Here is a 26,001-nt window from a genome sequence, read left to right on the forward strand (position 1 = left end):
ATTGGAACCCAAGCTAGGATTTTCTTGCGTACACGCAAGGTTTTTGCACTTGGCTATTGAAGCCCGATTTTTCTGTTGGTCTAATTTCTTGCGTACACGCAAGTTTTTGTGATGCAGCAGCTTGAACAAAATTGAATAAACGACTGTCAAAACTGCTTTGAATGAAATTTGAGATCAGTCCATTTCTTGCGTACACGCAAGGTTTTGACGCTTGGCCATTGGAACCCGATTTTTCTGTCGGTCTAATTTCTTGCGTACACGCAAGGTTTTGTGATGCAGCAGCTTGAACGAAATTGAATATACAACTGTCAAAATTGTTTCTAGCGAAATTTGGGGTAGGTGATTTCTTGCGTACACGCAAATTTTTGGCATTTAACCATTGAAGCTCAAGCTAAGATTTTCTTGCGTACACGCAAATTTTTGGCACTTGGTCATTGCAGCCCGATTTTTCTGTTGGTCTAATTTCTTGCGTACACGCAAGGTTTTTGTGATGCAGCAGCTTGAACGAAATTGAATATACAACTGTCAAAATTGTTTCATGTATTGGTTTGAATAATTGTTAGGAAAAGGCTATAAAATGAATTTAGGATAGTTGTTTTAATTTGCATTAATGTTCTAAGTTGATAATTATTGCGTTAATGATTCGTCATAAATTATTTGTTTTTAAAATTATAAATATTTCATTATTTACAATAATATATGGAACATATCTATTTGTTCTGTTGTGGTATATATGATATAGTTACTTGCTTAACAAAAAAGGCTTCCTATATGTCAAACGTCATGTTTTTTTTCTATGTTTTTTTTCGTGGGATTGGTGAAGTTATTGATGATTTGGCTTTTAGTCTTTATGGAAGCATAAAAACTTTTATTTTTTCTTTATATAATTTTTTTATTATGAATTGGGGAAAGGCTATAATTGATTTAATATACTCGCTTCTTGGATTTCTTATTGTTTTTTTATCATTCTTTTATTTTGTTATTATTATTCCTTTGCATGTTATTGGAACAATTAGAAAAATTAAAAGATTTAAATCAATAAATATTATTTAATTATTTTCATTCTTTTTTAGGTAAAATATAAAGATCAGTGGATTTGGAGTTTGTGATGAAAACGGTAAATAAGGTTGTGCTTTTAGGTAGGATAGGGGTGGAGCCAAAAGTTATTAACTTTGACAATGGTGAATGTAAAACAATTATAAAACTACCTACAGATGAGGGGTATGGTGATACAAAGCGTACAGCGTGGCATACAGTTGTATTTTTTGGTAAGTTAGCTGAAATCGCTAAATCGCTAAATAAAGGCGATCTTCTTCATGTTCAAGGAAAAATTGAATATCGCACTTGGCAAGATCAAGGTGGGAATAGTCGAAAGGAAACAGAAATTTGGGCGGAAGATATATCTTTTGATAGAAAAACACCTTTTTCAAACGATCAAGATTCAGGTGCTAATGAAGTAAATGAAGTCAATGAGGTGGATGCGGGTGGCTATGGTTATGCTAATGTTAAAATACCTGATTCACCATATTGATTAATATTAAATATAAAAAAGCCGAATATTGATTCGGCTTTTTTATTATAAATTCAATATTGATTTTGCTTGTGAAACTGCATCGTTTTCTTTTGTTGTGCAATTTAGCGTTTTCGGTTGTTTTCTTTCGTAAATTAATGCTTGCTGTTGTGGGGCTGTAGGTTTTTCCTTCTTAACATCCGTACTTATGTTTTTTTCAACTTTTGGTTTTTTATCGCAGTCTTTTGGTTTTTTATCGCCCGCAAAAGCCATTGTGGATAGTGATGCAAAAAAAACCGCACTCAATATTAACTTGTTCATTTTAAGCCTTTGTTTTATGTTTAGTTTGCATTATCGTTTGTGGTTTGGTGTTTATGCTGCTGACTAGATGAATCTTGTGGGATGTAGCTGCTGTTGTGTGATGGGATCGTCACATTTGCGTTTTGAACAATGTCATATTGTTTATTTACTGTTGTTACATTTGTGCTTGATAGGTCTTTCCAACCATCTTTAAAACGCTTTTCTACGTCTTTAAAGTAAGAATTTTGTTCTGTTGTATTATCTTTAACAGTGTTGTTTTTTGGTAAATCTGTTTCAGCTTGCGCTGTTGATATGAAACTAATAAATAATAATGATGATAATATTTGATATTTCATAAACTTAAGACCTAAATAATATTAATGATATAATATATTATATATATGGGTTGATAATTTACAAATGTTTTTATGTTATTAAGTTAATAATTACTTTATAATCCAATTAATGTTTTTTTAATAAAAGTGATGCCAAGCTTCACTTGCTTGTGAAAGGTGCATAATGGTATTTGAACATACTGTGCTTATTGTTACTAAGCTTGATCCCGCCTCGTCAAACTGTCTGCATGATGCGCTTGCGCCATTTCAAGACCCTTATGCAACTTTAAATTTTGAATATTGTAAAGAATATTCAATTTTTAAGAATATTTTAAGTTTGAAAGAAAAGTTATTCGATATTGGTTCGGGTTGTTTGATTTCGCTTACTAAACGCAAGTTTGGTAATTCGGTGGGTGTTGTTCCTTTTTCGGGGCGAGATTCGGCATCAAGTGCAGTAACCGTTCTTGTTGCTGATGATCAGCCAAACCGTGTAATTGACATTATTGTTTTTGATAATCCGCATAAACGATGGTCTGAATGGAATATGGCAGGGGAGCCTTGTGATTTGTTATTAACAAAACAAGGTGAAAGTCCGATTTGTCTTGTTTCTGATCTCGATATTGAAAATGCACGGCGCAAAATAACTGTCGAGGTGACAGAAAACTATCATTATTTGCAAAGTATTTTGCCAATAAAGAATAAATCGTGGAAGCGTTGGGTTGATATTGCTAAGGATTATAAATCTAAAAATATACCTGTGGCCGATTCTTATAAGGATTACTTGAATCAAGATGTGATTAAGTATGCTAAAGAGCGAGATTATAAAAATCGGTTCTTTGGTGGTGGTGCATTAAATATTGATGAATATTTGGGTGATTTGGATTATGTGTTAGGGCAGCACCTTCAATCGCTTTTTATGAAAAAGTCGATTTTGGATGCTCGGGATATAGAAAATCCTAAATGGATAGATTGTTGTAAAAATGGTGAAAATACAATTAACTTTCAAGAGTTTATTGATCAATTGGAGCCTGATGAATACATTGCTGTTGTAAATTGTCGGTGTGACAATTTTTAATTGTTGCACCTAGTCCTCGCTGACGCTCGTTGAAATTTTGCTTTCGCTTAATTTCTTTTGCCTACGCTTGCGCTTTTTTGATCTTCGCTGTCGCTCGATCATTAAATGCGTTTTCAAAGCATCAAGCCCGACTTGGCTTTTTTCTTTGAGTGTTCGTTGGTTTTTGAATATCTATTTTGTGGGAAATTGTTTTTTGTATTTCTAATTTTTATATTTTAATACTATGTATTTATAGCGTTATGTTGCGACAGCGTGTGTCGCTTTGGGTGAAAATCTATTTTGTTTGGTGTGGTATATATGCTAATATATTCATATATTAAGTACCTTATGTGAGCATCAACATGAGCAATAAATTTAGCCCATCAAAGCAATTTGAATTAAATATCCAAGCAATTAAAACTATTAAAAATATTGAGCAAAATTTTCTAGATATTACGCCTAATGATATTCAGATTTTAAGTGATTATGCAGGGTGGGGCGGTTTATCTGACGTTTTCCCTAACTCTAGAGGTGAGTTTTTAAATGAAGCGTGGAAAAAACGAAATGCAGAATTAAAAGAATTGCTAACAGACCAAGAGTATCAACAAGTTAATGCTTCTATCTTAGATGCTTTTTACACTCCGCAAAAAATAACTAAAGCTGTGTGGTCAGTTGTTAAAAATTTAGGGGTTAATTATGGTGTTGTTTTAGAGCCAAGTTGCGGGATTGGTAACTTTATTTCGGCTTGCGACAATGCCAATGGTGCATTTAAGTTTGTGGGTGTTGAAAAAGATAGTTTGACTGCACGTATCGCAGGGGCTATACACAATAAAAACGCATATATTTTTAATATGGGTTATGAAGAAGTAAGCACTCCATCACAAGCAGTTGATTTAGTTGTTGGCAATCCCCCTTATGGCGATTTTAAGTTGCGTTTTAATCAAAACACGGCAATTAATAGCTATTCAGTTCACAACCAATTTATTTTAGATTCTTTGGATAAGGTTAAAAGTGGTGGGTATGCTGTCTATGTGGTTTCTCGTTATGTTATGGATAGTGTAAACAATAATGCCCGACTTCAAATGTCATGGTTGGCTGATCTGATAGGTGCTTTCCGTTTACCCTCTAGTGTTTTTAAAAACGAGGCAAACACAGAGGTTGTGACTGATATTTTGGTTTTTTGCAAAAATTCAGACAAACGAAAATTAGAATTAGAAAACAATTACTATAAAACAAGTAGTCGTGCTAATTGGGTTGATTCAGTCGGGGTTATTCCTTGTGGTGATGAATCTAGTGTTCACTACAACACATATTTTGATAATACGGTAAATGTTGGTGGTGAGTTAAAGCTCAAAACTTCTCAATTTGGTTATGCTTTAGATGTTGAAGATAACAATACACTAAATGAAAAATTGGAAGCATGGGTTAATTCATTTGGTCGTGGTTGTGACTTTTTACCCGCTAGTAGTGATGATATTTCTAAAACTCAAATTGAATTTGATATGTTGGTTAGCCATATCTACATTAACAAACATAAATTAGAAATTGGCAGTATTTATCGCAATGAAAAAGATGTTTTGTGCCGTATTGTTGAGCAAACTTTTGATAATAAGAGTTTCTTGAAAGTTCAAGAAGTCACGCCTTATATCGTGTGGTCAGATCGTTTTGAGTTAGATGTATCAGGTCGGTATTATGAAAATTTACCACAGCTAAATGAGTTGGGCGAAAAGGTTTACATCTTAGATGATAAAGGTGTGCCTACTACTCGTTTGGTTTATGAAAAAGTATTTTTTAATGACGATGAAATTTCACCACGTTTGCGACTAGGTGAAACTCGTTATGACAAGTTATGCCAATTGCATGAATTAAAGGTCTGCTTAAAAACCCAAGTGGAAAAAGAATCTAATGATTATTTGGGTATGGAAGAAAACCGAGCGAAATTAAATAAGATTTATGATGCTTTTGTTAAAAAATACAGCTTTATTTCTAGTTCAAGCAACATGGCTTTAGTAAATACTATGCCTGATGGTGGTTTGTTGCTTGCGTTAGAACATGGCTACATGAAAGAGGTTAAAGAATTTTTAGGATTTACAGCAACAGGCAAAAATCGCTACAAAACGGTAAGCCCTGAAACAGCTAAAAAATCAGATATTTTCTTTAAACGAGTTGTTTTTAAACATGCTGAACCTGAAACAGCCACCGATGCGGAACACGCATTATCTCTATCAATGAATTATAGAGGGCGAGTTGATATTGATTATATGGCAGACTTGCTAGACTGTGAAAATGAGGCTGTTATTGATGCGCTTTATACTGATTTGGATAAACCTAAAATTTTCTTTAATGATCAGTTGGGTGAATGGGAAGATCACACTAAGTATTTATCGGGTAATGTTTCTCGAAAGCTAAAGTATGTTAAATCGCATTCAGAAGATGATAAAAAAATCAGGGCTTTAGAATCGGTACAACCAAAGCGAATTGACATTGAAGATATTAATATCTCAATGGGTATGGTTTGGATTCCATGTGATGTTTATTCTAGCTTTGTGCGCTCTGTAACTGACGATCAAAGCTCTACTGTTACCTTTAATGATTCAGTTAATGTTTTTGATGTTAAAGCCAATCCAACAGAAGCGAAACAAACTATTTTTGGTACTGAAAAAATGGATTTAACCCGCCTGTTAGAAAGTGTTTTAAACAAGGTGAGTATTCGTATCACTAAGACTATTTATGATGGTGGGGTGGAACGAACTGTTTTAGATCAAGAGGCGACAGAGCAAGCTATTGTTTCAGCTACGGCAATGAAAAATGAGTTTTTTGATTGGGTGTACCAACAGCCCGACTTGCTAGAGCGATTAGAGCAACTTTATAACGATACTTTTAACTGCTATGTAACCCCTAGCTATAATGGCTCTGAATTGGCTCTTATAGGCAAAGTTCCTGATGATGTGATAGAACTACGCCAACATCAAAAAAATGCCGTATATCGAGGAATACACAGCAATTCAGCGTTGTTTGATCATGTTGTTGGTGCGGGTAAGTCTTACACAGCGATTGCTATAATGATGCAACGTAAAAAACTAGGTTTAACGAACAAGGGAATAATTGTTGTTCCTAATCACCTAGTCGAGCAATTTACAGCCGATGTTTACCGTTTATACCCAAGTGCCGTTGTCCTAGCTGCTCGTAAGAAAGATTGCGAAAAGAAAAACCGCAGACGTTTATTATCTAAAATATCGACAGGTGATTATGACATTATCATCATGGCTCACTCTAGTTTTGAGTTCTTAACTCTTAGCTCTGAAACGGAAGCAAAATTTGTAAAAGAAGAAATGGATGCTTTGGAGCTTGGTTTAATTCGTTCAGAAAGCGAGAAAAGCGAGGGTTTTAGCTCAAGAAGCAGTAAAGCTATTCAAAAGAAAATGAAGAAGCTAGAGGCTCGTTTAGAGGCTATTACGAAAGGCAGTCGTAGTGATCGTATGCTTACTTTTGAAGAACTAGGCATTGATACGGTTATTTTAGATGAAGCGCATACAATGAAAAACTTGTATTACACAACTTCAATGACTGCTGTAGCAGGGTTAAACCCACCCGAAGGCAGTAATAAGGCTTTAGATTTCTATTTAAAAACACGCTATTTGCGTAATAATGGTGGGGCTGTTTTCTTACTAACAGGTACGCCAATTAGTAATAGTGCTGTAGAAATGCACGTTATGTTACGCTATTTAATGCTAGATGAATTGAAATCTTTAAACTTTGAAAATTTTGATTCGTGGGCGACAAATTTTTGTGAAAATACAGGTAAATTTGAGGCGACTGAATCAGGTAAATTAAAATTTGTCACTCGTTTTGCTCGTCAATGGAATAACTTACATGGTTTGATGCAGTTGTGGCATCAAGTAGTGGATTCAGTTACCAATGATGATATTAAACAGGTATATTTTGAACAGCATAAAAAGCATTTTCCAATACCTAGAGTTAAAAATGGTGGGCGACAAGCAATTGTTGTTGAGCCTAGCTATGAGCAACAAGAGGTTTTAGATCGTGTTCTAGCTGACTTTGAGAATTTAGATACCATTTCGGACTATGTAGAGCGCAATGCAGAGAGATTGCGCTTAATGGATAAAGCAAGAAAGGTATCAATAGCTGCTCGATGTGTGAACCCAAATCTTTATGAAGATGAAACAGGCGGTAAATTACAGGCTGTTGCTGATAATGTTTATTCTGAATACTTAAAATGGAATGAGGATAAAGGCACACAACTTATTTTCCTTGATCGCTCAATTCCAAAAACATCACAAGATCAGAAAATTATCAAAGAGTATGACAGTTTAGTTGAAAAACTAGAGCAAGCGAAAAATGCAGATGATGAAACTGCTATCCGTGTTTATTCTGAACGCCTTGATAAGTTTAACGAGGTAGAAATTGACGAATTACGCCTCGCTCAAAACTTTACTTGGAACGCCTATCAAGAGATTAAAGATTCTCTTGTTCGTCATGGTATCCCTGAACGTGAAGTCCGTTTTATTCAAGAGGCTAAAACAGATCAACAAAAACAAGATTTGTTCGATATGGTGATTTCGGGGGCTGTTCGTGTTTTGATTGGCTCTACTGCAAAAATGGGCGCAGGAACAAACGTACAAAATAAATTGGTCGCATTACATCATGTGGATATTGCTTGGCTCCCAAGTTCAATAGCGCAGCGAGAGGGGCGCATTATTCGTCAGGGCAATGATTTACTAGCAAAATACGGACATGATAATTTTGAAGTTTCCATTTTTTGTTATGTTTGTGAACGCACAGTAGATGCCAAACTTTGGGAAGTTAATAGTAATAAGCAAAAAATGCTTTCAGCGATTACTAACTATAAGGGGCAGAGTTCGATTGATTTTGGGGCTGATGCAGATGCAATCGGTATGCAAGAGATAGCAGCTTTAGCAACAGGTAATCCGTTGATGCTTGAACGTGTAGAGCTAACCGCAGAATTGCAGTCTTTAGAACGTCTAAAAAAGACATTCCAACGTAAACAAACAAGCCTTTCTATTCAGTTGAAACGAGCGCAAGTAATTGTTGAGCATGAGCCTAAACGCCTAGCTTCTTACAAGGTCACAAATGATATTTTTGCCGATGCCTTAACTGTGGCTTATGAGAAAACAAAAGATATTTTTGTTGAAATCAACGGTCAAAAATATTTTAACTTTGATGATGCAATTAACGAGGTTAATCAACTTTCATTTGATAGACAGCCAATTAAGATCGGCAATGAATTAGTAAAAGTTACATTTGCGAGAGAGCATGTTGCTTATGTATTCGAGGGGAAAAAATTATTTTCCTTACATGCTGATTTTGGCTCTTTTAGTCGAGTAAAAGATGCAGCCCAAGCGATTTTGCCTTTAGCTCAAAAAATGAGTGAGGGTGATTGCTTAGACTTGGGGCTTTTATTTGGTTTGCCATTAACTCTAGAGTGCAATACATCAAGTTTCAGAGGTATGCGCCATAAAGTTTATACAATGGCAGTCTATACACATGATGCTAGTTTTGCATTAGGGGAAATGGATATTGAAAACTGTGTTACAAGTGGCATCTTAACATCGGCATTAATTAGATGTGCAAAAGGTATTGGAACAGAGTTAAAAGACTTTGATTCAATTTTAACGAGTAAAATTAAGTCTGCTCAAGATACGGTTCGCCAAGTCACCCCATTGATAGGCGGTCTTTTTAGTAAAGATGTAGAGCTTGAATATAAGCAATTTAGACTTTCATTGGTTGAAAAGGCTTTAACTGCTGAATCGCCTTTAGATGAAATAAGACAGCTTGAGGAATTAAATCAAGACGAAATTTCGTTTTTTCAATCTAGATTGCGAGTGCAGATCATTGATGAACCTGTTGTGATTGAATCGGTTGAAGCTGAAAAAGTTATTGAACCTGTTGTGATTGAATCGGTTGAAGCTGAAAAAGTTATTGAACCTGTTGTGACTGAATCGGTTGAAGCTGAAAAAGTTATTGATGAAGTAATGAAAGGTATTCAAAAAGCTGTTGATCTAACAAAAGATGGTGTTGAGTGTATTAAGAAATCTAGAGCCAAAAAAGCTAAAGCTAAAACTGCTGTTATTAGTGTTAATGGTGAAATTAAAACGATTGAACAAATGCAATTGTTTTAAAGGAATATCCCAAGTAGCGAGTGCTATTTGGGATATTTAAAAAATGGCCTCGCTCTCGCTCGGTACGTCCAATGCTCACGCTTGGACTACAACCGTATTCACAAAATAGCTTCATATTTCCAATATTGATTTTTCCTTTTTTCCTATTTTTGATTTGTGCTGTAAGTTGTTTACATCACAAATAAAAGCTCGGCATTCGCTGATTGCTCATACTGTTGTTGGCTCATACGTCCTGTATTTCGCTTTGCCATTGTAAACCTAAATGCTGTTTTCAATGGTGGGTTGCGATTGTTTCCAACCAATCTTGGTTCACATAAAGTTTTTTTAAGGTGAAGCAAAAAAACATTTGTGAATGAAACCCGCCTGACATAATTTTCCCCTACTGAATCGGGTTCCCAAGCCTAATTCTAAGCCTACGGTTGCACCCGCTTGACGATTCGCAGCCTTCGCTTTCGCTCATTAAATTATCGCTTGCGCTCAAATTTTAGTGCTTACGCTCAAACAATATCGCTTCCGCTTATTGTTTTGTTCTCAAAATATAGCTGTCAAATTTTAGTTGTTGTCATTGCCTTATCTTGTTTTGCTAATTATTCTTGTTATTGATTTTTGATTTGTTTTTTGGGCTTGGATTTATGGAAACAAGGGCTTTATTTAGATTTGATTTTTTTGGCGTTGATAAAAACCCAAATATATTAATTTATAAAGTTTCTGTTTCTGTTGCTGATGCTGAATGCCAATTTAAGATACATTGTGATTCTGATGGTCATATTGTTTCTGATCTCTTAAAGACAGTTACTTATTTTTATTCTAGAAGTTTTGATTTTAATAATTTTGATTATCAAAGGTTATTTAACTTTATAACATCTTTTAAGGTTATTTTTTTAGAGGCTTTTTTATCTTCTGTTGAATCAATATTTAATATTTCCTTGTATATAGATATGCCTAATTTTAAAATATTGGATTATAACTTTAATTCACCTGTTTTATCGCATGTTGCAGAGATTGGGAATGAGCATGTTATTTATTTTTCTTGCAATGATATTGAATCGGGCTTGATTAATGCTCACTATTTTTGGGTAAAAAGATCATTGCATTTAGGCGGTAATGTTTTTGAGTTCTACCCTAAATATATGACTTATAGGTTGTTTAATCACAGTGATGTGCAAAGGTTCGTCATTAGTTACGCTCATACTTATTCGGATATTTTGGATGATTCTTGTGTTGTTTTAGATGTTTCTAGTGATTCAAAAAGCCTATTTAATTATGATTTTGACCGAGTTAATTATGTTAATAAGAGATTATCTTTCTAGGATTTTTTTATTTTAATTTCTATTTGTATTTATTAAAAAATAATGCATAAAACTATTAATTTATGTTGATGACTTATTATATTGTGGTATAATTTGCATTATAAGGTTTGTTGTTATTGGAGCTTGTTAATATGAGCAATAAAGAGAATAAAAAACATAAGAGAAAAACATTTTCTTATGGCAATGCGAAGTTATCAAGCGCATTATTCGTTTTATCTCAAATGGCTTTAAGGAAGAATTTTGAGATATTGGTTTTAACAAACTCTAAAAGCCATGATTCAAAGCAAGCTGTGACCGCTTTACGTTCTGAATATCGAAAGTTACAAGCAATGCGTACTCGTATATTGCATAATTTAATCAAGCGTAAAAAAGCGATTTTGATTAATTATGTGATTGTAAACGGTATCGCCTATGGGTTAGCGTCTTTTTGCGATAATAAGTTTTATGTCCCAATCGCTAAAAAGATTATTGCTTATTATGGTTTGGAAAAGGTTGGTGATAGTTTTCCTGATTTAGCATTGTTTGATATTGAGTATTTGCGTAAAAATGTACTTCCAATCCCTATGGCTGTGAAAGTTTGTGAGGAATATTTGGAGTATATGGATTGGTTTTATCAGTGTATAGAGCTTGAAAAGGCGAGTTCTAAAGCGGAAAAGTGATGGGCTTAGGGTGTTGTGGACATGAAGTTTAAAAATTGTTTGTTTGCGGTAGTTTTTTCTATTTTGGGTGCTTCTCAAGCACAAGCAAATGGTTTTGATCGTTGTAATCAGTCCTTTTATAACAATACGCCACCTCAAGTTGGCAATCCTAAAATGGCGCAGCTTAATTTCCCACTTTGCTTCCCGACTTTTGCTGTTAATTATTCGGGTGTGGCAAAAAATCCAATTTATTCAGCAGAGCTTCTCACATATCAGCATCTTGTTGATGCTAAAAGCGTATCTCGGGTAGATAATTTTCGAGAAGATCAGCGTATCCCATTAAAATACAGATCACTTCTTTCTGATTATCGGGGTAGTGGTATGGATCGAGGGCATTTATCGCCCGCAGGGGATAGAAAGGATGCTGATGACAAGGATCAATCCTTTATACTAAGTAATATTGTGCCTCAAGCTTCATACTCCAACCAAGAGGGATGGCGTTTAATTGAGGAAGCTGCTCGATCAATGGTTCTAAAAACAAAACAGCCCGCTTATGTTATTACAGGTGGCTTGTATCTTGGTAAAAAGCTAAGAACTGTTGGTAATAATGTGTTTGTTCCAACGCATACTTACAAAGTTATTTTATTTCCAACGACAGGTGTTGTTGGTGCTTGGGTGGCTGTGAATGATGATTCGGGCCGACTTGATGTAGTGTCGGTGGCAGAATTGCAAAGATTTAGTGGAATGACCTTTTTCCCGACTTTAAGAGATACAAGACCTCTTAATTATCGCTATATGCTTCCACTTAATTCAAAACAAGCAAATAAAATGTCAGCTATTACGGTTTCAAGTGATAATCAGAATAGTGAAATCTTCTCTTATATGCCTGATAAAAACATTAAGCAAAAAGCTAGTAGAAATCCAAACGAAGATAATTATAAAAAGAACAGGGAAGAATTGAAGCAAATGGGTAGTAGTTATTCGCATGATGTAATGGATGCGGGTATCGGTTTAATTAAAGATGTTTTGAGGTAAATCCTGTTTTTGGTTTTTGGGTTGTTTTGCTAAAAGCTTTGTGTGGTAAGGCTTTTAGCTTGTAAAATAAATAATATTTTGCTTGTTTAAATCGCTGTTAGAACTCAAAAACTATTCTTTTGTTGTGGTATATATGCTATTATTTACCCATAACAAACAGATTGGTTGTTGATGGTATGGATTCTAATTATTTTTTTGGAATACTTGTATTTCTAATCGTCATTGGTGGTTTGCTTGCGGTTTTATTTAAAGATAGCCTTCCAAATCTAAAGCAATCAAAAATCGCTAAATTAAATGATGATCCTAAAAGAAAGCAGTATTTCACCGAGTTTTTGAGCTACATTAAATCTTTGCATTTGAACATTGCTGCTAATGGTTCATCTGTAGAGGGTGGCTTGATCTATGATGAAAAGCTCAATCAGTATGTTGGTGAGTATAGCTACGTTCAGCCAAAACAAAGCAAAACGCCGTTTGGTATGTACGTTGTAACTTTTAAAACTAAAGCTATTTCGGCACACCCAATTTCGTATCAGATCACGGCGAATGATGTTGAAATTAGTACAGGAAAAAAGGAATCAGGTTCTAATGCTGTAGAGCAATCATTAGAGCCTAAGATTATTGAATATAAGGAATGTGTTTCTGCATTCTCATTTGCTCAAACAGGTCAGTATTCGGCTGACAATCAAGGTGCGGTAGTCTATCAACACACAGATTCAATTGAAGCTGTAAATCGCAATACAGGCGCAAATAACGCACATAAAGATCATCATCAACCTAAATCGGCAAAAGAAGAAATCACCCCCCGACTAAAACAAAGCTTTATTGAAAAAGAGTTAAACGATATTTCAGGGCGAGTTGCTAAAAAAAGCTCTCATAAGTTTTTGCACGGTAATCGAGTAGCATCACGGTTAGGTGTTTTTATTGCTAAAAAGCGTGTTGTTTTGAAGATAGATAACCAACGCAAGGGTACAGATCAGGTCGTTCATTCTGCTTTAGAAATTCACAAAGGGGATTTATTGATCCCTTTACAAAATATTCACGGCGAAACAATTAACTATCAAATTATTAATCTGCAACAAGCAAAAAGATTTCGTATTGGGGCAAGCATTAAGGGTGGTTTCTTTGTTATTGGTGAGGATTTGGAAAATGTTGATGAATGTATATTGTGTGAGGATTATTTAACAGGGGATACCTTGCACCGTGTAACAGGTAAAACGGTTGTTGTTTGTTTTGATATTCAGAATATTGAAACTGTGGGTAATGCAATCAATGGAGTATATTCGCACCTTGTTTTTGTTATTGCGGGTAGTCGAGATATTATTACTAAAAGCAAAGCTAAAATTAAAAAAGCATTATCTGTTGCCTTAGCATTTAACTGTCCTTTTGTATTACCTAAATTCCCAAATGATGTGAAATACGATCAATACAAGACTTGGAATGATCTTCAAAAGGTTCTTGATGATGATGCGCTGCTTCAAATCTACAATAATCAAATGCAATATTTTTATGAGCATTCAGTTGAAGATGCGGTTGTTAATGTTGATCGGTTTTTTAAATTAGAAATGTATATTTATAACTAAAACTTTATATTTTTATAATAAGGTTTATATTATATTGTAGTTAATGTTTTGGAAATATTTATATTAAATTGGTATTGGTGTATGGGGTTTCCTAGATATAGAAATATTCGTTGTCAGTATTGCAACCAAAAGGCACAGCCTGTTCATGGTTCAGAGTTGTATGCTGAAAAGAATCCTTTGTCGAAAAATATGTTTTATGCGTGTTTGGGTTGTGACGCTTGGGTAGGAATGCATAAGCATAGCCGTAAACCATTTGGTTCGCTTGCCAACAAAGAGTTAAGGAATAAGCGGGTTGTTGCTCACACATTACTTGATCCTTTATGGGCTAGGCTAATAGAGCAATTTAAGTTGCCAAAACCTCAAGCAAGGACATTAATTTATACATGGCTTTCGCAAAAAATGGGGATTCCATTCGAGGATTGTCATATCGGGATGTTTGATGTTGAGCAATGTAATATGGCCATGCACCACACAAGGAAATTAAAGGATGCAGATTTATCCTTTTTACTTAATATTGACAGTGCAGTTAATCCCACTAAAGCTAATGTAGGTGGGGTTTCTTAGTTTATTTTATTTCCGTTTTGTGGTATATTGTATATATAGTTTTTTGATGAAAGTGGTGTTGTTGAATGGAACAGGCTTTAGCGTTAGATATTTTAAAATCGGGTGCTTGTGCCTTTCTAACAGGTCAGGCGGGTACAGGTAAAAGTTATACTTTGGGGCTTTATATTAAGTACCTAAAGAAAAAACGTATTCGTTATGCGGTAACAGCATCGACAGGTATTGCAGCAAGTCATTTGGATGGTTCTACTATTCACTCATGGAGTGGCATGGGTGTTTCAGAGAGCCTTACCCATGAAAAACTAGACAGCATTAAAAGAAAAAAACCCTATTTGGCTGATACAGGCGTTTTATTTATTGATGAAATATCAATGCTCCATGCTAAACAGCTTTCAATGGTAGATGAAATCCTTAGATATTGCCGAGAGAATGATGAACCTTTTGGCGGGATGCAGGTCATTGTGTGTGGTGATTTCTTTCAGTTGCCACCTGTAGAGCGTAATGTTGATTCAGGTAATGCCAAATTCTGTTTTATGTCGCCTGTTTGGGTAAATGCTAAATTTAAGCCTCTATATCTAACTAAGCAATATCGTCAAAACGGTGATGCTTTAACGGATATTCTTAATGAGATTCGGTCTGATTGTGTAAGTCCTGATAGTAAGAAAATTCTTAAAGAAACCAAGACTAATCAGTTTGAAGTTGAAAATCTTACACGGCTCTATACGCACAATATTGATGTGGATCGCATTAATAAAAAGAGCCTTAAGGCTATTGATGGAAAGTCATTTATCCATGAATGGGAAAAGAGTGGGAATGCAGCCTTGTGTGACATGATCGCTAACCAAAACCGTTTAGTTGATAGGTTTGAATATAAGATCGGTGCATTGGTGATGTTTAGTAAAAATCATCCTGAACAGCTTTATTCTAATGGTTCATGTGGCGTTATTGTTGATGTGGTTATTGATGGTGGTATGTCTTTGCCTGTTGTGAAGCTCACCTCGACTAAGGAAAATATTGTTGTTGAGCCTGATTCTTGGAAGTTTACTGATGCAAACGGTGATGAATTAGCGTCTATTACAACTTTACCATTACGGCTTGCATGGGCCATCACTGTACATAAAAGTCAGGGTATGACCCTAGATGCTGCTGAAATGGATTTAAGTGAAGCCTTTGAAACAGGTATGGGATATGTCGCACTGTCCCGATTGCGTTCTTTGGATGGGATGCGCTTACTTGGTTTGAATGAAACTGTATTTTCGATTGCGCCTATTGTGCGTAAAGCTGATGCTCGTTTTCTTGAGCTTTCAAATGAGCTTGAAGAACAGTTTAAAGATGCTGATTTTAAAGATTTGCATAAGCAGTTTTATAAGCATGTTTTTGAGCAAGGTTGTTGTTATGAGGCTCGTTCAACGTCTAGCTACACCAAGAAGCGTCCACCTGTCGGAGTAGTGGCAGAGAAAAATGCTCAAAAGAATAAGAGTGAGATTGTTGCGGGTGTAAACCTTGAGAAACTCGCAAAAGATAAGAACTTGTCGCTTACCACAGTTGTGAAGCATGTTGCGCTGTTGGCTGAAAAAGGTGAGGTTGATCTTGCGCCGTTTAAGCCTAAAGAGAATGTTTTGAATGCTGTGAGCTTTGCTGTAAAGGCATACTTAGAGAGTGGGAAAGCTACGCCGTTCTTTAAAAATAACCCATTGTTTGTAAAAACGTATGTGAATGCGCTTTCTAGTGAAACACTTACTGATTTGGAAATCTATTCGGCGAGTTTGTTCTTAGATGCGGTTGGTGAAATTAAAGCGTAGTAGTCGTGCGGTTTTGGAGTAGTTGTTATGTCAATGCTAGATTATAACCATGCATTGTTTGTTTCTGAATTTGAAAACATGATCGAATCACAGGGGTTTTATTTTACTAAACCATTTACTGAATCAAGTAAGGGTGAACGGTTTTATGAGAGTGTGAATGGTAAAAGGAAAGCTGTAGGTCGATATAAATATATATTTGAGGGTGATAGTGGTTATCCGTTAATTATGTGGACGATCTTTGCTATTACCGATAAAAATGGCAAGGAAACGTCAGCATCACAAACGAGTTACTTTTGGTACAAGCCACCCAATGAGGGCAATTCTAGTGATCATGGTGAGCGTGTTAAAGAAGCGAAAAAGCGAAGTGATGATTATAAGAAGCAACGTGCTGAACGTGAGAGAAAAGCCCAACAATTACAGATTGAATTACGCAAACAAGCACAATCTGAATATTTCGATGTGCGTAGCTTTAATGATGTGAACAATCATCCGTACTTACTTAAGAAAAAAGTACAGGCAGCCAAAGGGGTTGCATTGGCGATTAAAGATTTAACTGTGGATTCACACTACAACAAAGAGCTAAATGATGAAAATAAGACATACACGTATATCAAGCGTGGTGATCTTATTATCCCTGCTATGAATGTTGATCGGGAGTTTATGACTTATCAGATTATTCGTTCTGATGGATCAAAGCGACAACGTATAGATGTTTCTACGAAAGAGGCATTTTTTATCTTTGGTACATTGGATGAAAATACCGTTAGGGTGTATTTGTGCGAGGGTTATGCGACAGGGGCGAGTTTGTTTAGAGCTACCCAATTAACAGTCTTGGTTTGCTTCGATGTAGATAATGTCCTGAATGTGGCAAAAGCAATTATTGCTAAATACAAAGGTAAGGTGAAAATCTCATTTTGTACTGATAATGATCGCAAGAAGAAAACAAGGGTTGGGCTTTTTAAAGGCTTTGATTATGCCTATCAAACAGGGTTTCCTTTCTTATTTCCGAAATTTGATGAAACGAAAGAAAATGAAAATAGAAGTGATTGGAATGACCTAGCGGAAATAATGTCTGATCAAGATATGTTGGCCCTGATTCACAGACAGGAAGAATATTTTAATATCGTTGGAAAGTGGGAAGCAATCAAGATGGCGTGTACGGCGTATGGGGTTGAGTTGGATGACTTGAAGAATTATGCCGAATTAAACAAAACACGTTCAGGTGATATATTTTCCGAATTATTTGTTTAAATTAACAATAAAATAATGTTTTTGCTTATTAATCGGATTGATTGGGTATTAATTCGATTCATTATCCAAAAAACCAATGTTATAATTACATTATCCAAATGGGATTTAATTATATAACGAGGGCATGGTGAATAAGAAAGCATTGGTCTTAGCATTGGTTGGTTTTGGTGCTGTTGTTTCAGGTTGTCAGCAAATTGAAACTGCAAAACAAGTGGCTACTCAAAAACTAAATCAGGGTGTTGGTGCTATTGAAAAGTTTAATAGCAATGGAACACAACGAACTTGGGATGAATTTGAGAATAAGTCGATTCGAGATAAATTCCTTACACTAACAACAACTGAAAATGGTTCTAAGCGAATTGCTATAAATCCTTTGCTTGCAAAAGAGAAATTTACGCTAATGAAGCGTACTGAATCTTTCTTGTTCCTTGAAACTTATGTCCTACATGAAGCTAACTTTGCAGAAGCAAACCGTAAAATCCGTATGGGTGCTTATATTTCTGAAAAGGATTTAGCAGCAAAGTTATTTGTTGAGCAAGCTTTGGCTCAAGGCCATGAAGTGCGTGTTTATAAAGCTCCTGTGAACAAAGAGCTTAATAAATACCTTAAGCAGTATCCTGTTGAGTTTAAGGGTGCTGAAAACCAATACGGTATTGATAACGCATTTATTGAATTTGATAAGACAGGTTCGGCTGTGGCGATTATGACACGCTCTTGGCAAACGATCTCAACGATTGGTGTGGATAGTCGCATCTATACGCAAATCTACTACTCACCCGAAGCTCTACGTGCTTTCGAGAATGGTCTTGGTAATAAATTCTTGGAAGATAACCTGTTGCGATCAATTAAGTAATTTTAATGTAAAAGGAAAGAGGCGTTTTGCCTCTTTTTTTTGTTTATATTTTATTAATGTTTCTAAAATATAATATTAATTAATGGCAAAACATTATTATAATTTATATTATTACTGTGGTTATTATTTTATAAATAATATATTATTAGCATGTTATTAATGGCTTTAATATCTTAAAAATTTTATAGGTTTGGAGTAGAAAATTGGCTAAAGCGAACAACCCAATAAATGTCGTGGTTGGACTAGATGTAGGTCGAAGCGGTGTTAAGCTTGCTTTCTTCTTTGGGGGTGAGGTTAAGACTTACTTTATCCCTTCTGTTGTTATTCCCGCCAAGACAATTACCTACGATACCAATCAACGATTAACGCAAGAAAATACTGTTGAGTTGGATGGTGTTAAATATTTTGTTGGGGAAACGGCGATTGAGCAGGGCGCACAGCATACCGTTGGCTTAACGCAAAATTGGCTTGAGGGTTTTGAGCATCGTGCGTTGTTATTGCGCTGTAAATCGCTTTTAAGCAGTTATGGTGTGGTTCCTAAGTTGATTGTTGCGGGTTTGCCTGTTGATACCTTTAATGCCTACATGGAAAAGCTTTACGAGCAAGTTACCGCCGTTTTTGGCTGTGGTGTATTGCCTGTTCCTCAACCGTGGGGTGTTTACCAAGATTATTTGTTAAATGATTCAGGTCGATTGAAAAACTCTAAAGCACTTTCTGAACGTGATGCTGTTATTGATGTTGGTCATTTCACGACTGATATTCTTTTAATGAGTAATGGTAATTGGATTCAGGAAAGTTCAGGTTCAACGATTGGAATGAGTAAATCTTGTTCCGAATTACAAACTTTACTCGCAGCGCAAGGCATTACAGCGACTACGATTGAAGTTCAAGAAATTATGAAATCACGAAAAGTTAAAGAGTATGGCTCTTACCGTGATGTTAATGATTTGGTTGAGAAATCTATTTTAAGCGCACGTTCACAGATCGTTCAATTTGCAAATAACTTGCTTGGATCACAAGCACGTACTATTGACCGTATTTTAATTGCGGGTGGTGGTGCGAGTAGCGTTTTTGATGAATTTAAAGCGTTATGGCCACAATGTATTTTAATTGATGATCCACGATTCTCTGTTGTCGTGGGAATGCGTAAATACGGCATTCACGTTGCTTTGTCTGATCCATCTTGCGTGGAATGATGAAGTATGTCGAGGAAGAAAAAGGAATTTAAAGTGACAATTTCAGGGGATAAAGACCCTGAATTGTACCGTTGGGTAGAAAGTTTATCCTACGGCGTTTTTTCCCGACTTGTAGTTGAAAATCTGAAATGGATGCATGAAAAGGGTTTGTTGGTTAATGGCAGTATGGCTTCGCCTGATATTTTGCTTGAAAACCAAAAAAAACCATTGGATATGCACCGTGAGATTGATAGCGATATACAAGAAAAGATTTTAATTAGGGTTGAAGAAATTTCAGCCTTATTAAAAAGCGGTGTTGTTCCCGCAGCAAGTGTAAGTCATGCGGATATTTCTGTTCCATCAACATTTGCGGAGCATTCAGAGCAGTCGTTTGAATCGCCTTTAGGTCGTGATTCTAATGATTCGGATGATCAACAAGCGATTCAAGCGATCCCCACACCATTTAAGGTATTTAGAAAGGAATAGTGATGAAATTAAAATCTCTTTTAGTTGGTGCGTTAGCTTCTGTTGCGGTAATGAGCGCAAGTGCAGATGTGAACACGGCAAAAGCCAATCTACAAAAACAGTATCCCGCAACCACGATTACATCGGTAACTGAAACCCCGATTAAAGGTGTTTACGAAGTGGTATTGGGTAAGAACTTAGCTTATACCGATGAAACAGGTGCTTATTTCTTGTTTGGTGACATTATTCGCATGAAAGATCAGGCGAACATTACCTCACCAAAGCGTGATGAACTAAATAAAATTGAATTTAATAAACTTCCATTTAAAGATGCCATTACTTACAAAAAAGGGAATGGCTCTCGTAAACTCGCTGTATTTAGTGATCCTGATTGTCCTTTCTGTAAACAACTTGAACCTCAACTCGCAAAATTAGATAACGTAACGATTTACGTGTTTACCAATCCTTTAGTTGGCTTACATCCAAATGCACGTAATGTTGCGAAAAAGATTTGGTGTGCGCCTGATCGTGCAAAGGCATGGCGTGAATACTTGATTTCTAGCATTGCACCTAATTCTGATGGTACTTGTAATAACCCTGTTGATGCGAATGTTCAGTTGTCACGTGATTTAGGCTTTGATGGAACACCAATGACCGTTCTTGAGGATGGTTCTGTTGTTGCGGGTGCTGTTTCAGCAGGGGAATTGGACTACAAGCTTGATAAAGTTGCTAGTGATTTAAAAGCAAAGAAAAAATAATTTGATCGTTGGAGCGTAGATATGAAAGCAAGCCTATTTAAGTTTGTTTGCATTCTCTTAGTTGCTCTTAGTTCCGTTGTTCACGCAAAGAACTTCGGAACTTTCGGTGAAACTTACCCTGTCAAAGAGGTAAGCTTCATTGAGGCGATACAGAAAAAAATGCAAGCGTTGGTTGACAACGGTGAATGGGATAAGTATCGAAAGGAATATACAGAAAAAACGCTTGATGGTTTAAAGCGTCCTAAAGGTACTCAACTACCTCACGTTCTCACCACACAGACACGCTATGTTGATCCATCTATCATTTTGGAAATGGATATTAAGCTTCCTGATGGTAAATATTTAGCAAGGCGTGGTGATCGAATTAATCCACTTAAGCAAAGCAATATGTCTAGACCAATTGCCTTCATTGATGGTGATGAGCCAAAACAGGTGGCTTGGGCTTTAGCGGAGCATAAGAAAAATCCAAGAGTGACAATCATGCTCGTAAATGGAAGTTGGTATGAGCTAAGTGTCAAAAATAAAACTAAGTTTTGGTTTGACCAAACAGGTGAGTTTATTAATCGTTTTGATATTAAGCGCACTCCAAGTTTAGTCACACAAGATGGATTGAGGTTGAGAGTAGATGAAGTTGCTTACTAAGTTTTTAGACGCATTATTTATGCTGATTGCTCAAGTGGTATTTTACTGCTATCGAACCACCATAAGAAGCCTACAGGTTTTCGCATTCTTGTTTTTTGGTTTTATGATGCACCCAACATTTACTTATGCTGATGCGGGTGGTGATGGTGCAAGTACAGCTTCGGGCGCATTGGGTGATCGTGTTGATGTGGAAGATGGTGGCTTAAGCAGTACGGTTAATGAAAAGTTATCAGCTAGTGTTTGTACAGGTGAGTTTGTAAACCCTGTTGATGGCATGTGTTGGTCATGCGTTATGCCGATTGGTATCTCAAGTGTTTTCTTTAAAGGGAATCAGGATGGTACTAAGGATTTAACAGGTTGGAAGCAGTATGTTTGTACCTGTGATCTATACATTGGTGTCCCGATTTCATTCTATGAGCCTGCTCGACTAATTGATGTAACTACAAAGCCTTACTGTATGGTTGGTTTGGGCGGTATCTCTTTTGGTGATACAGGTTCCTTTGAGGGTGATAGCTTCGGTTTTGTTGGTGAAGAACAAGAAAACGAGCTAAAACACGTTTATCAGGCGCATTACTACATTAACCCGATCATGTACATTCTTGGTCAGGTCATGGATAACTCAAAATGCTTTGAACAAAGTGGTTTTGATGTGGCTTACATGACAGAGGTTGATCCATCTTGGTTGGAACCTGAATATGCAAACATGCTTTCGCCTGATGGTTTCTTATATTCATCACTTCCCGCAGTAGTCGCCTGTACAGGGGATTGTATTGCAGCCACGAAAAGCTTTGGCTTTGCTGAAATGCATTGGTGTGTGGGTTGTAATGGTTTGATGTACCCAATGACAGGGGTTATCCAAGATACGTCATCAACGATTGATGCGAGTGGTGTAATTATGTTGCGCCTACTGAATAAGCTACATCGTCAAGGTATTAACTTGAGTTATTACGGCAACAATGGTTTGTGCGGTGGTTATCGTCAATTGCTGATGAATAAGCGACAGTATAAATACAGTATGTTGTTCCCTGTTTCGCAAACTAAGTCGGTGGTTAAGGCTATGCAGACCGCTTTAAGTGGTACGGCGGGTGCGACAGGTGATACGGGAACTACAAGCGAGGGTGGTGGCATCGGTGAAACGGTTAAAGATGCAATCGACTTTGTAAGTACCAATGACAAAACCAAAAAACAATGCTGTCAGCCATTTGGTCGCAGTACGTTTATTTGGGGTTCAGGACGTTACTACCCGATTAAAGGGGAAGATATGAGTTTCCAAATCTATCGAAAACGTGACTGTTGCCAAAAAGTATATGGATATGGGGATTAATACATGAAAAAAAGTCTATTAAGCCTAGTCCTGTTCAATATGGTTGCTTGTGCTGCTTATGCAGCACCAAGCCAAGCATTTGATGGTCAGAAAGTTGGTGTTCAAACAGGTGCAATGCAAAATCAGGTTGTGGGTACTGTTGATATTGATAGTGTTCGCAAAAATATTGATTTAAGCGGTTTGGATGACAAAGCGATTGAGGCGATCCGCAAAAAGAACCAACAAACTATTGGTAAAGCTGTTGTTCAAAGTGGTGTCGATGTTGGTGATGTTAAAACCAAAGCTCCCGACATAAGTAATGTTCGGCTTGCTGAACCAAAAGTTCCTGATTATATAAATGATAAGGAACTTGAGAAACAGCGTGGCATGATTGATCTTACTAAGATCACAAAGCAGTACAATGATGCGTTGGTTAAGGATGCTCAAAAACAGAATAAGCATGATTCGCTTAGTGACTTTGAAGTTGGTCGAGCGTACTTATTTATCTCTGCTACGATTCCTAAAACAACCTTAGAGAAATTGCTGAACGATGCGGGTAAATACAATGTTGCTGTTTTCCTTAAGGGCAATATTGGTGATGATCCGTTAAAGTTTGCGGGTACTCAAGCCTTTATGCAAAAGCTAAAGATTGATACTCCACCTGAACTATATATTCATCCTGATGCCTTCAAGATGTTTAAAATCGACAAAGTTCCCGCTTTAGTTGTGGCAGCTTCGGATGCTAAAGATCGTTTAGATGAACAAGGCTGTGCTGATTTGTCCGACTATGACATTGTGTATGGTGACTTGGATATTGCATACAATCTCAATAAGATTTACGAGAATGCTTCAAGTCCTGATATTAAAGATGTGGCTCGGCAGTATCAGAAATTTATTAAGGCGGGGGCTGTTACACAGTAACGGCACTTGTAAAAAAAGCATCCTTATATCGGATGCTTTTTTTTACTCAATCGTTGGTAATTCTGAATCTAAGTAGTCGGCAACAGTTTGGTTGTCTTTTAGCTTTTGCTTTATGGTTAATTGGTTGCTCTGTGCCTTGATGACTTCGTTTTTAATCTCTATTTCAACTTGATTTGCACTACGATCTTTATCAAATTCTTTAGAGATATTTTTCCCGACTTCAATTGTTGCTTGCTCTCTTGAGTTTTTAAAGCGTTTACCGATCATGTATTCAATATTCTTAACTTTATGATCACCTGTGTAGCTGATGGTGATGCTTTCTGAACCATCTATGTAGGAACATCTTAAGTGACCTGTGTAAACAAGGTTCTGAATTAACTTAAGGCTTTTATCGAGTGAATATCTAAATACTCGCATGATTGATGCTGTTAAGTGTGTGGCCAAGATGCTTTCTTGCTTTATATCATCGGTGAGTAGCTGTCGAGTTATGTGCTTGGTTGAAGCAAGTTGTTTCCTTAACTTCTCTAGCTGTTTCTTGTTTATTTTGAGGTGTTCTTTATCAATAAGGTCTGCTGAATCTAGTAAGTCTGTTTGATTAAATTCAACAGTATGTTTGCTTTGTTCATTTGGAAAAATGATTTTATCTTGCATGGTTATATTGGCGACATTGTTTTCAATGTAATCAATTTCAATTTTTTTTATCTTTTTAGGCTTGATGTTTAATGCTTGGGCCATTTTTGGCAAAAGCTTTAAAGCGTCATTAAATAGAGTGGATGTATCTATCTCTGTGCCTTTAATGTTGGGCGGGTTGGGATTCATTACGATTGCTTGTTTTATGATTTTTGAGTTCCCATACAAAATGCTAAACGAATCACACGGCGTATCTAAGAGGGTATGCTCTGTATTGTTGATAAAGAACACTTCGTCCTTAAGTTCAGGATCAAGCATGATGAAATCATATTGGTCTGCTAACTTGCTACTTAGATGTTTGTAGTAAAAAAAATAAGAATGTGTAATCAGTATTTTTAGTGTTTTGCCCTTCATGGGAACTCCAAGAGATAATAACAAATTACCAAACTAGGCGTTTGGTAGTATTCGATTGTTATGTTCTGCTAGTTTAGCGTATAGATCGCTTGTAGGGGTGGATTTTGTAAATAAAGCATAACCCTTTTGCCATAATGATATTGCTTTTGTATTTGGAAACTCCTTGTGAATTTCCCGACTTGTCACAGTCTTAAGAGTGTTGATCATCTTGCTTAGTTCGGTTGTTGGTGTTGCCTTAAAGTGAACAACTAAGGAATCTAGTGATCCACTCTCGATTACAACATCCTGAATATGCCATGCCTCTTTGTTGCGCTGAATAGCATTGCTAATACACTCAATTAGCTCTTTGGTGAGTAGTTGAGCCTTGTTCTTTGTCGTTAAGGCAAGAACGTAATAAAGCTCGTAATCTAGGTAATAATTTTCTTTCATTTTTGGAAAGCCATTATAAAAATCAAAAAACATTACCTAAATATTAATATATTTAACGCTAATTTTGCAAATATTAACTAAGTAATTGATATATCTAAGTATAGGTTATTTGACACCAAGTATATAATTTCTTATATTTAATTAAGGGTTGATATAAGTTATTTGAGATTAATTTAAAAATTCTTATATTGATCTTGAGGTTGGTATTCGTTTTTATATTATTAATATTATATAAACAATACCAAAGCATTTATTAGTATTAATAATCTTAAATTAAAGTGAGAAGAACATGGCGATTAGCTTATCTAAAGGCGGTAATATCTCTTTAACAAAAGAAGCACCAACATTGGTAAATGTGTTGTTGGGCTTGGGTTGGGATGCACGTGTAACTGATGGTGCAGCTTATGACCTAGATGCTTCTGCTTTCTTGCTTGGTGCGAATGGTAAAGCTCGTAGCGATTCAGATTTTATTTTTTATGGTCAAAAAGCCTCTGCTGATGGAAGCGTTGTACATCAAGGTGATAACCGCACAGGTGATGGTGATGGTGATGATGAACAGATCAAAATTGATTTATCAAAAGTCCCTGCTGATGTAACACGTATTGTTTTAACTGTAACGATCCATGATGCTGCTGCTCGTAATCAAAACTTTGGTCAAATCAAAAATGCGTTCATTCGTGTGGTGAATGATGCGGATAATACTGAAATTGTCCGTTATGACTTGTCAGAAGATTATTCATTAGAAACTGCTTTGGAATTTGGTGAAATTTATCGTCATGGTTCAGAGTGGAAATTTAAAGCTCTTGGTCAAGGTTATTCAGGCGGTTTGGCTGCAATGTGCGCTCAATTTGGCATTAACGCAGCATGATGTAAT

23 protein-coding genes are annotated in these 26,001 nt (G+C 36.1%); 19 read left to right on the forward strand and 4 right to left on the reverse strand.

The window, feature by feature from the left end; translation table 11 throughout:
• Positions 1-771: 771 nt before the first annotated feature.
• Both ACSC97_RS05665 and ACSC97_RS05670 read left to right on the forward strand, forming a co-directional pair.
• A complete protein-coding gene (locus tag ACSC97_RS05665; protein WP_436659758.1) occupies positions 772-1,053 on the forward strand; it encodes a hypothetical protein in 282 nt (93 codons plus the stop codon).
• A 55-nt stretch (positions 1,054-1,108) separates the two neighbouring features.
• Positions 1,109-1,531 carry a single-stranded DNA-binding protein gene (locus ACSC97_RS05670; protein WP_436659760.1) on the forward strand — a complete coding sequence of 141 codons (423 nt, stop codon included), beginning with the start codon at positions 1,109-1,111 and terminating at the stop codon, positions 1,529-1,531.
• A 45-nt stretch (positions 1,532-1,576) separates the two neighbouring features.
• Here the strand turns inward: ACSC97_RS05670 and ACSC97_RS05675 are convergent, their stop codons facing one another.
• Positions 1,577-1,831: a hypothetical protein gene (locus ACSC97_RS05675; RefSeq protein WP_436659762.1), complete on the reverse strand. Its 255-nt coding sequence runs from the start codon at positions 1,829-1,831 to the stop codon at positions 1,577-1,579.
• Positions 1,832-1,851: 20 nt separating this feature from the next.
• Positions 1,852-2,166: a hypothetical protein gene (locus tag ACSC97_RS05680; protein ID WP_436659764.1), complete on the reverse strand. Its 315-nt coding sequence runs from the start codon at positions 2,164-2,166 to the stop codon at positions 1,852-1,854.
• A 163-nt stretch (positions 2,167-2,329) separates the two neighbouring features.
• On the opposite strand from ACSC97_RS05680, the gene ACSC97_RS05685 reads away from it, so the two are divergent.
• The 16 genes from ACSC97_RS05685 (at position 2,330) to trbC (ending at position 23,654) form a co-directional block, all read left to right on the forward strand.
• Complete coding sequence (locus tag ACSC97_RS05685) at positions 2,330-3,220, forward strand: hypothetical protein (RefSeq protein ID WP_436659766.1); 891 nt, start codon at positions 2,330-2,332, stop codon at positions 3,218-3,220.
• Between the two features lie 341 nt (positions 3,221-3,561).
• Positions 3,562-9,360 (forward strand): DEAD/DEAH box helicase family protein, encoded by a 5,799-nt coding sequence (locus ACSC97_RS05690; RefSeq protein ID WP_436659768.1) that lies wholly within the window; start codon positions 3,562-3,564, stop codon positions 9,358-9,360.
• Between the two features lie 593 nt (positions 9,361-9,953).
• Entirely contained in the window at positions 9,954-10,670 is a 717-nt protein-coding gene (locus ACSC97_RS05695) for a hypothetical protein (protein ID WP_436659770.1), read from the forward strand.
• 131 nt (positions 10,671-10,801) lie between these two features.
• The gene (locus ACSC97_RS05700) at positions 10,802-11,329 is read left to right on the forward strand and encodes a hypothetical protein (protein WP_436659772.1); all 528 of its coding nucleotides are present in this window, start codon (positions 10,802-10,804) and stop codon (positions 11,327-11,329) included.
• A 21-nt stretch (positions 11,330-11,350) separates the two neighbouring features.
• Positions 11,351-12,343 carry a DNA/RNA non-specific endonuclease gene (locus tag ACSC97_RS05705; protein ID WP_436659774.1) on the forward strand — a complete coding sequence of 331 codons (993 nt, stop codon included), beginning with the start codon at positions 11,351-11,353 and terminating at the stop codon, positions 12,341-12,343.
• A 176-nt stretch (positions 12,344-12,519) separates the two neighbouring features.
• Complete coding sequence (locus ACSC97_RS05710) at positions 12,520-13,923, forward strand: hypothetical protein (RefSeq protein WP_436659776.1); 1,404 nt, start codon at positions 12,520-12,522, stop codon at positions 13,921-13,923.
• Positions 13,924-14,004: 81 nt separating this feature from the next.
• The gene (locus ACSC97_RS05715) at positions 14,005-14,487 is read left to right on the forward strand and encodes a zinc-finger-containing protein (RefSeq protein WP_436659778.1); all 483 of its coding nucleotides are present in this window, start codon (positions 14,005-14,007) and stop codon (positions 14,485-14,487) included.
• Positions 14,488-14,552: 65 nt separating this feature from the next.
• Positions 14,553-16,286 (forward strand): PIF1 family DEAD/DEAH box helicase, encoded by a 1,734-nt coding sequence (locus ACSC97_RS05720; protein ID WP_436659780.1) that lies wholly within the window; start codon positions 14,553-14,555, stop codon positions 16,284-16,286.
• 27 nt (positions 16,287-16,313) lie between these two features.
• A complete protein-coding gene (locus ACSC97_RS05725) occupies positions 16,314-17,537 on the forward strand; it encodes a hypothetical protein (protein ID WP_436659782.1) in 1,224 nt (407 codons plus the stop codon).
• Positions 17,538-17,661: 124 nt separating this feature from the next.
• A complete protein-coding gene (locus ACSC97_RS05730) occupies positions 17,662-18,390 on the forward strand; it encodes a hypothetical protein (protein WP_436659784.1) in 729 nt (242 codons plus the stop codon).
• A gap of 203 nt (positions 18,391-18,593) precedes the next feature.
• Positions 18,594-19,586, forward strand: a complete 993-nt coding sequence (locus ACSC97_RS05735) for a hypothetical protein (RefSeq protein WP_436659786.1) — start codon at positions 18,594-18,596, stop codon at positions 19,584-19,586.
• Between the two features lie 6 nt (positions 19,587-19,592).
• Positions 19,593-20,051, forward strand: coding sequence for a hypothetical protein (locus ACSC97_RS05740; RefSeq protein WP_436659788.1), 459 nt, complete (start codon positions 19,593-19,595; stop codon positions 20,049-20,051).
• Between the two features lie 2 nt (positions 20,052-20,053).
• Positions 20,054-20,788, forward strand: coding sequence for a DsbC family protein (locus tag ACSC97_RS05745; RefSeq protein WP_436659790.1), 735 nt, complete (start codon positions 20,054-20,056; stop codon positions 20,786-20,788).
• Between the two features lie 21 nt (positions 20,789-20,809).
• Positions 20,810-21,430: a type-F conjugative transfer system protein TraW gene (gene traW / locus ACSC97_RS05750; protein ID WP_436659792.1), complete on the forward strand. Its 621-nt coding sequence runs from the start codon at positions 20,810-20,812 to the stop codon at positions 21,428-21,430.
• Entirely contained in the window at positions 21,414-22,754 is a 1,341-nt protein-coding gene (locus ACSC97_RS05755) for a TraU family protein (protein WP_436659794.1), read from the forward strand. Before traW ends, ACSC97_RS05755 begins: the two co-directional genes overlap by 17 nt.
• Before the next feature lie 3 nt (positions 22,755-22,757).
• The gene (trbC, locus tag ACSC97_RS05760) at positions 22,758-23,654 is read left to right on the forward strand and encodes a type-F conjugative transfer system pilin assembly protein TrbC (protein ID WP_436659796.1); all 897 of its coding nucleotides are present in this window, start codon (positions 22,758-22,760) and stop codon (positions 23,652-23,654) included.
• Between the two features lie 42 nt (positions 23,655-23,696).
• Here the strand turns inward: trbC and ACSC97_RS05765 are convergent, their stop codons facing one another.
• Together ACSC97_RS05765 and ACSC97_RS05770 are read right to left on the reverse strand one after the other, a co-directional pair.
• A complete protein-coding gene (locus ACSC97_RS05765; protein WP_436659798.1) occupies positions 23,697-24,722 on the reverse strand; it encodes a hypothetical protein in 1,026 nt (341 codons plus the stop codon).
• Between the two features lie 9 nt (positions 24,723-24,731).
• Positions 24,732-25,127, reverse strand: a complete 396-nt coding sequence (locus ACSC97_RS05770) for an IS200/IS605 family transposase (protein ID WP_436659800.1) — start codon at positions 25,125-25,127, stop codon at positions 24,732-24,734.
• A gap of 289 nt (positions 25,128-25,416) precedes the next feature.
• Here ACSC97_RS05770 and ACSC97_RS05775 point away from each other — a divergent pair, with 289 nt between their 5' ends.
• A complete protein-coding gene (locus ACSC97_RS05775; protein ID WP_436659802.1) occupies positions 25,417-25,995 on the forward strand; it encodes a TerD family protein in 579 nt (192 codons plus the stop codon).
• Positions 25,996-26,001 lie beyond the last annotated feature (6 nt).

Source organism: Acinetobacter sp. P1(2025), from assembly GCF_051390655.1.
Lineage (GTDB): Bacteria > Pseudomonadota > Gammaproteobacteria > Pseudomonadales > Moraxellaceae > Acinetobacter > Acinetobacter junii.

Excerpts from the sequence above, each read along its gene's own strand:
- ACSC97_RS05665 (WP_436659758.1), top strand. The coding sequence starts at position 772 with ATGTCAAACGTCATGTTTTTTTTCTATGTTTTTTTTCGTGGGATTGGT.
- ACSC97_RS05670 (WP_436659760.1), top strand. The coding sequence starts at position 1,109 with ATGAAAACGGTAAATAAGGTTGTGCTTTTAGGTAGGATAGGGGTGGAG.
- ACSC97_RS05675 (WP_436659762.1), bottom strand. The coding sequence starts at position 1,831 with ATGAACAAGTTAATATTGAGTGCGGTTTTTTTTGCATCACTATCCACA.
- ACSC97_RS05680 (WP_436659764.1), bottom strand. The coding sequence starts at position 2,166 with ATGAAATATCAAATATTATCATCATTATTATTTATTAGTTTCATATCA.
- ACSC97_RS05685 (WP_436659766.1), top strand. The coding sequence starts at position 2,330 with ATGGTATTTGAACATACTGTGCTTATTGTTACTAAGCTTGATCCCGCC.
- ACSC97_RS05690 (WP_436659768.1), top strand. The coding sequence starts at position 3,562 with ATGAGCAATAAATTTAGCCCATCAAAGCAATTTGAATTAAATATCCAA.
- ACSC97_RS05700 (WP_436659772.1), top strand. The coding sequence starts at position 10,802 with ATGAGCAATAAAGAGAATAAAAAACATAAGAGAAAAACATTTTCTTAT.
- ACSC97_RS05705 (WP_436659774.1), top strand. The coding sequence starts at position 11,351 with ATGAAGTTTAAAAATTGTTTGTTTGCGGTAGTTTTTTCTATTTTGGGT.
- ACSC97_RS05710 (WP_436659776.1), top strand. The coding sequence starts at position 12,520 with ATGGATTCTAATTATTTTTTTGGAATACTTGTATTTCTAATCGTCATT.
- ACSC97_RS05715 (WP_436659778.1), top strand. The coding sequence starts at position 14,005 with ATGGGGTTTCCTAGATATAGAAATATTCGTTGTCAGTATTGCAACCAA.
- ACSC97_RS05720 (WP_436659780.1), top strand. The coding sequence starts at position 14,553 with ATGGAACAGGCTTTAGCGTTAGATATTTTAAAATCGGGTGCTTGTGCC.
- ACSC97_RS05725 (WP_436659782.1), top strand. The coding sequence starts at position 16,314 with ATGTCAATGCTAGATTATAACCATGCATTGTTTGTTTCTGAATTTGAA.
- ACSC97_RS05730 (WP_436659784.1), top strand. The coding sequence starts at position 17,662 with ATGGTGAATAAGAAAGCATTGGTCTTAGCATTGGTTGGTTTTGGTGCT.
- ACSC97_RS05740 (WP_436659788.1), top strand. The coding sequence starts at position 19,593 with ATGTCGAGGAAGAAAAAGGAATTTAAAGTGACAATTTCAGGGGATAAA.
- ACSC97_RS05745 (WP_436659790.1), top strand. The coding sequence starts at position 20,054 with ATGAAATTAAAATCTCTTTTAGTTGGTGCGTTAGCTTCTGTTGCGGTA.
- traW (WP_436659792.1), top strand. The coding sequence starts at position 20,810 with ATGAAAGCAAGCCTATTTAAGTTTGTTTGCATTCTCTTAGTTGCTCTT.
- ACSC97_RS05755 (WP_436659794.1), top strand. The coding sequence starts at position 21,414 with ATGAAGTTGCTTACTAAGTTTTTAGACGCATTATTTATGCTGATTGCT.
- trbC (WP_436659796.1), top strand. The coding sequence starts at position 22,758 with ATGAAAAAAAGTCTATTAAGCCTAGTCCTGTTCAATATGGTTGCTTGT.
- ACSC97_RS05770 (WP_436659800.1), bottom strand. The coding sequence starts at position 25,127 with ATGAAAGAAAATTATTACCTAGATTACGAGCTTTATTACGTTCTTGCC.
- ACSC97_RS05775 (WP_436659802.1), top strand. The coding sequence starts at position 25,417 with ATGGCGATTAGCTTATCTAAAGGCGGTAATATCTCTTTAACAAAAGAA.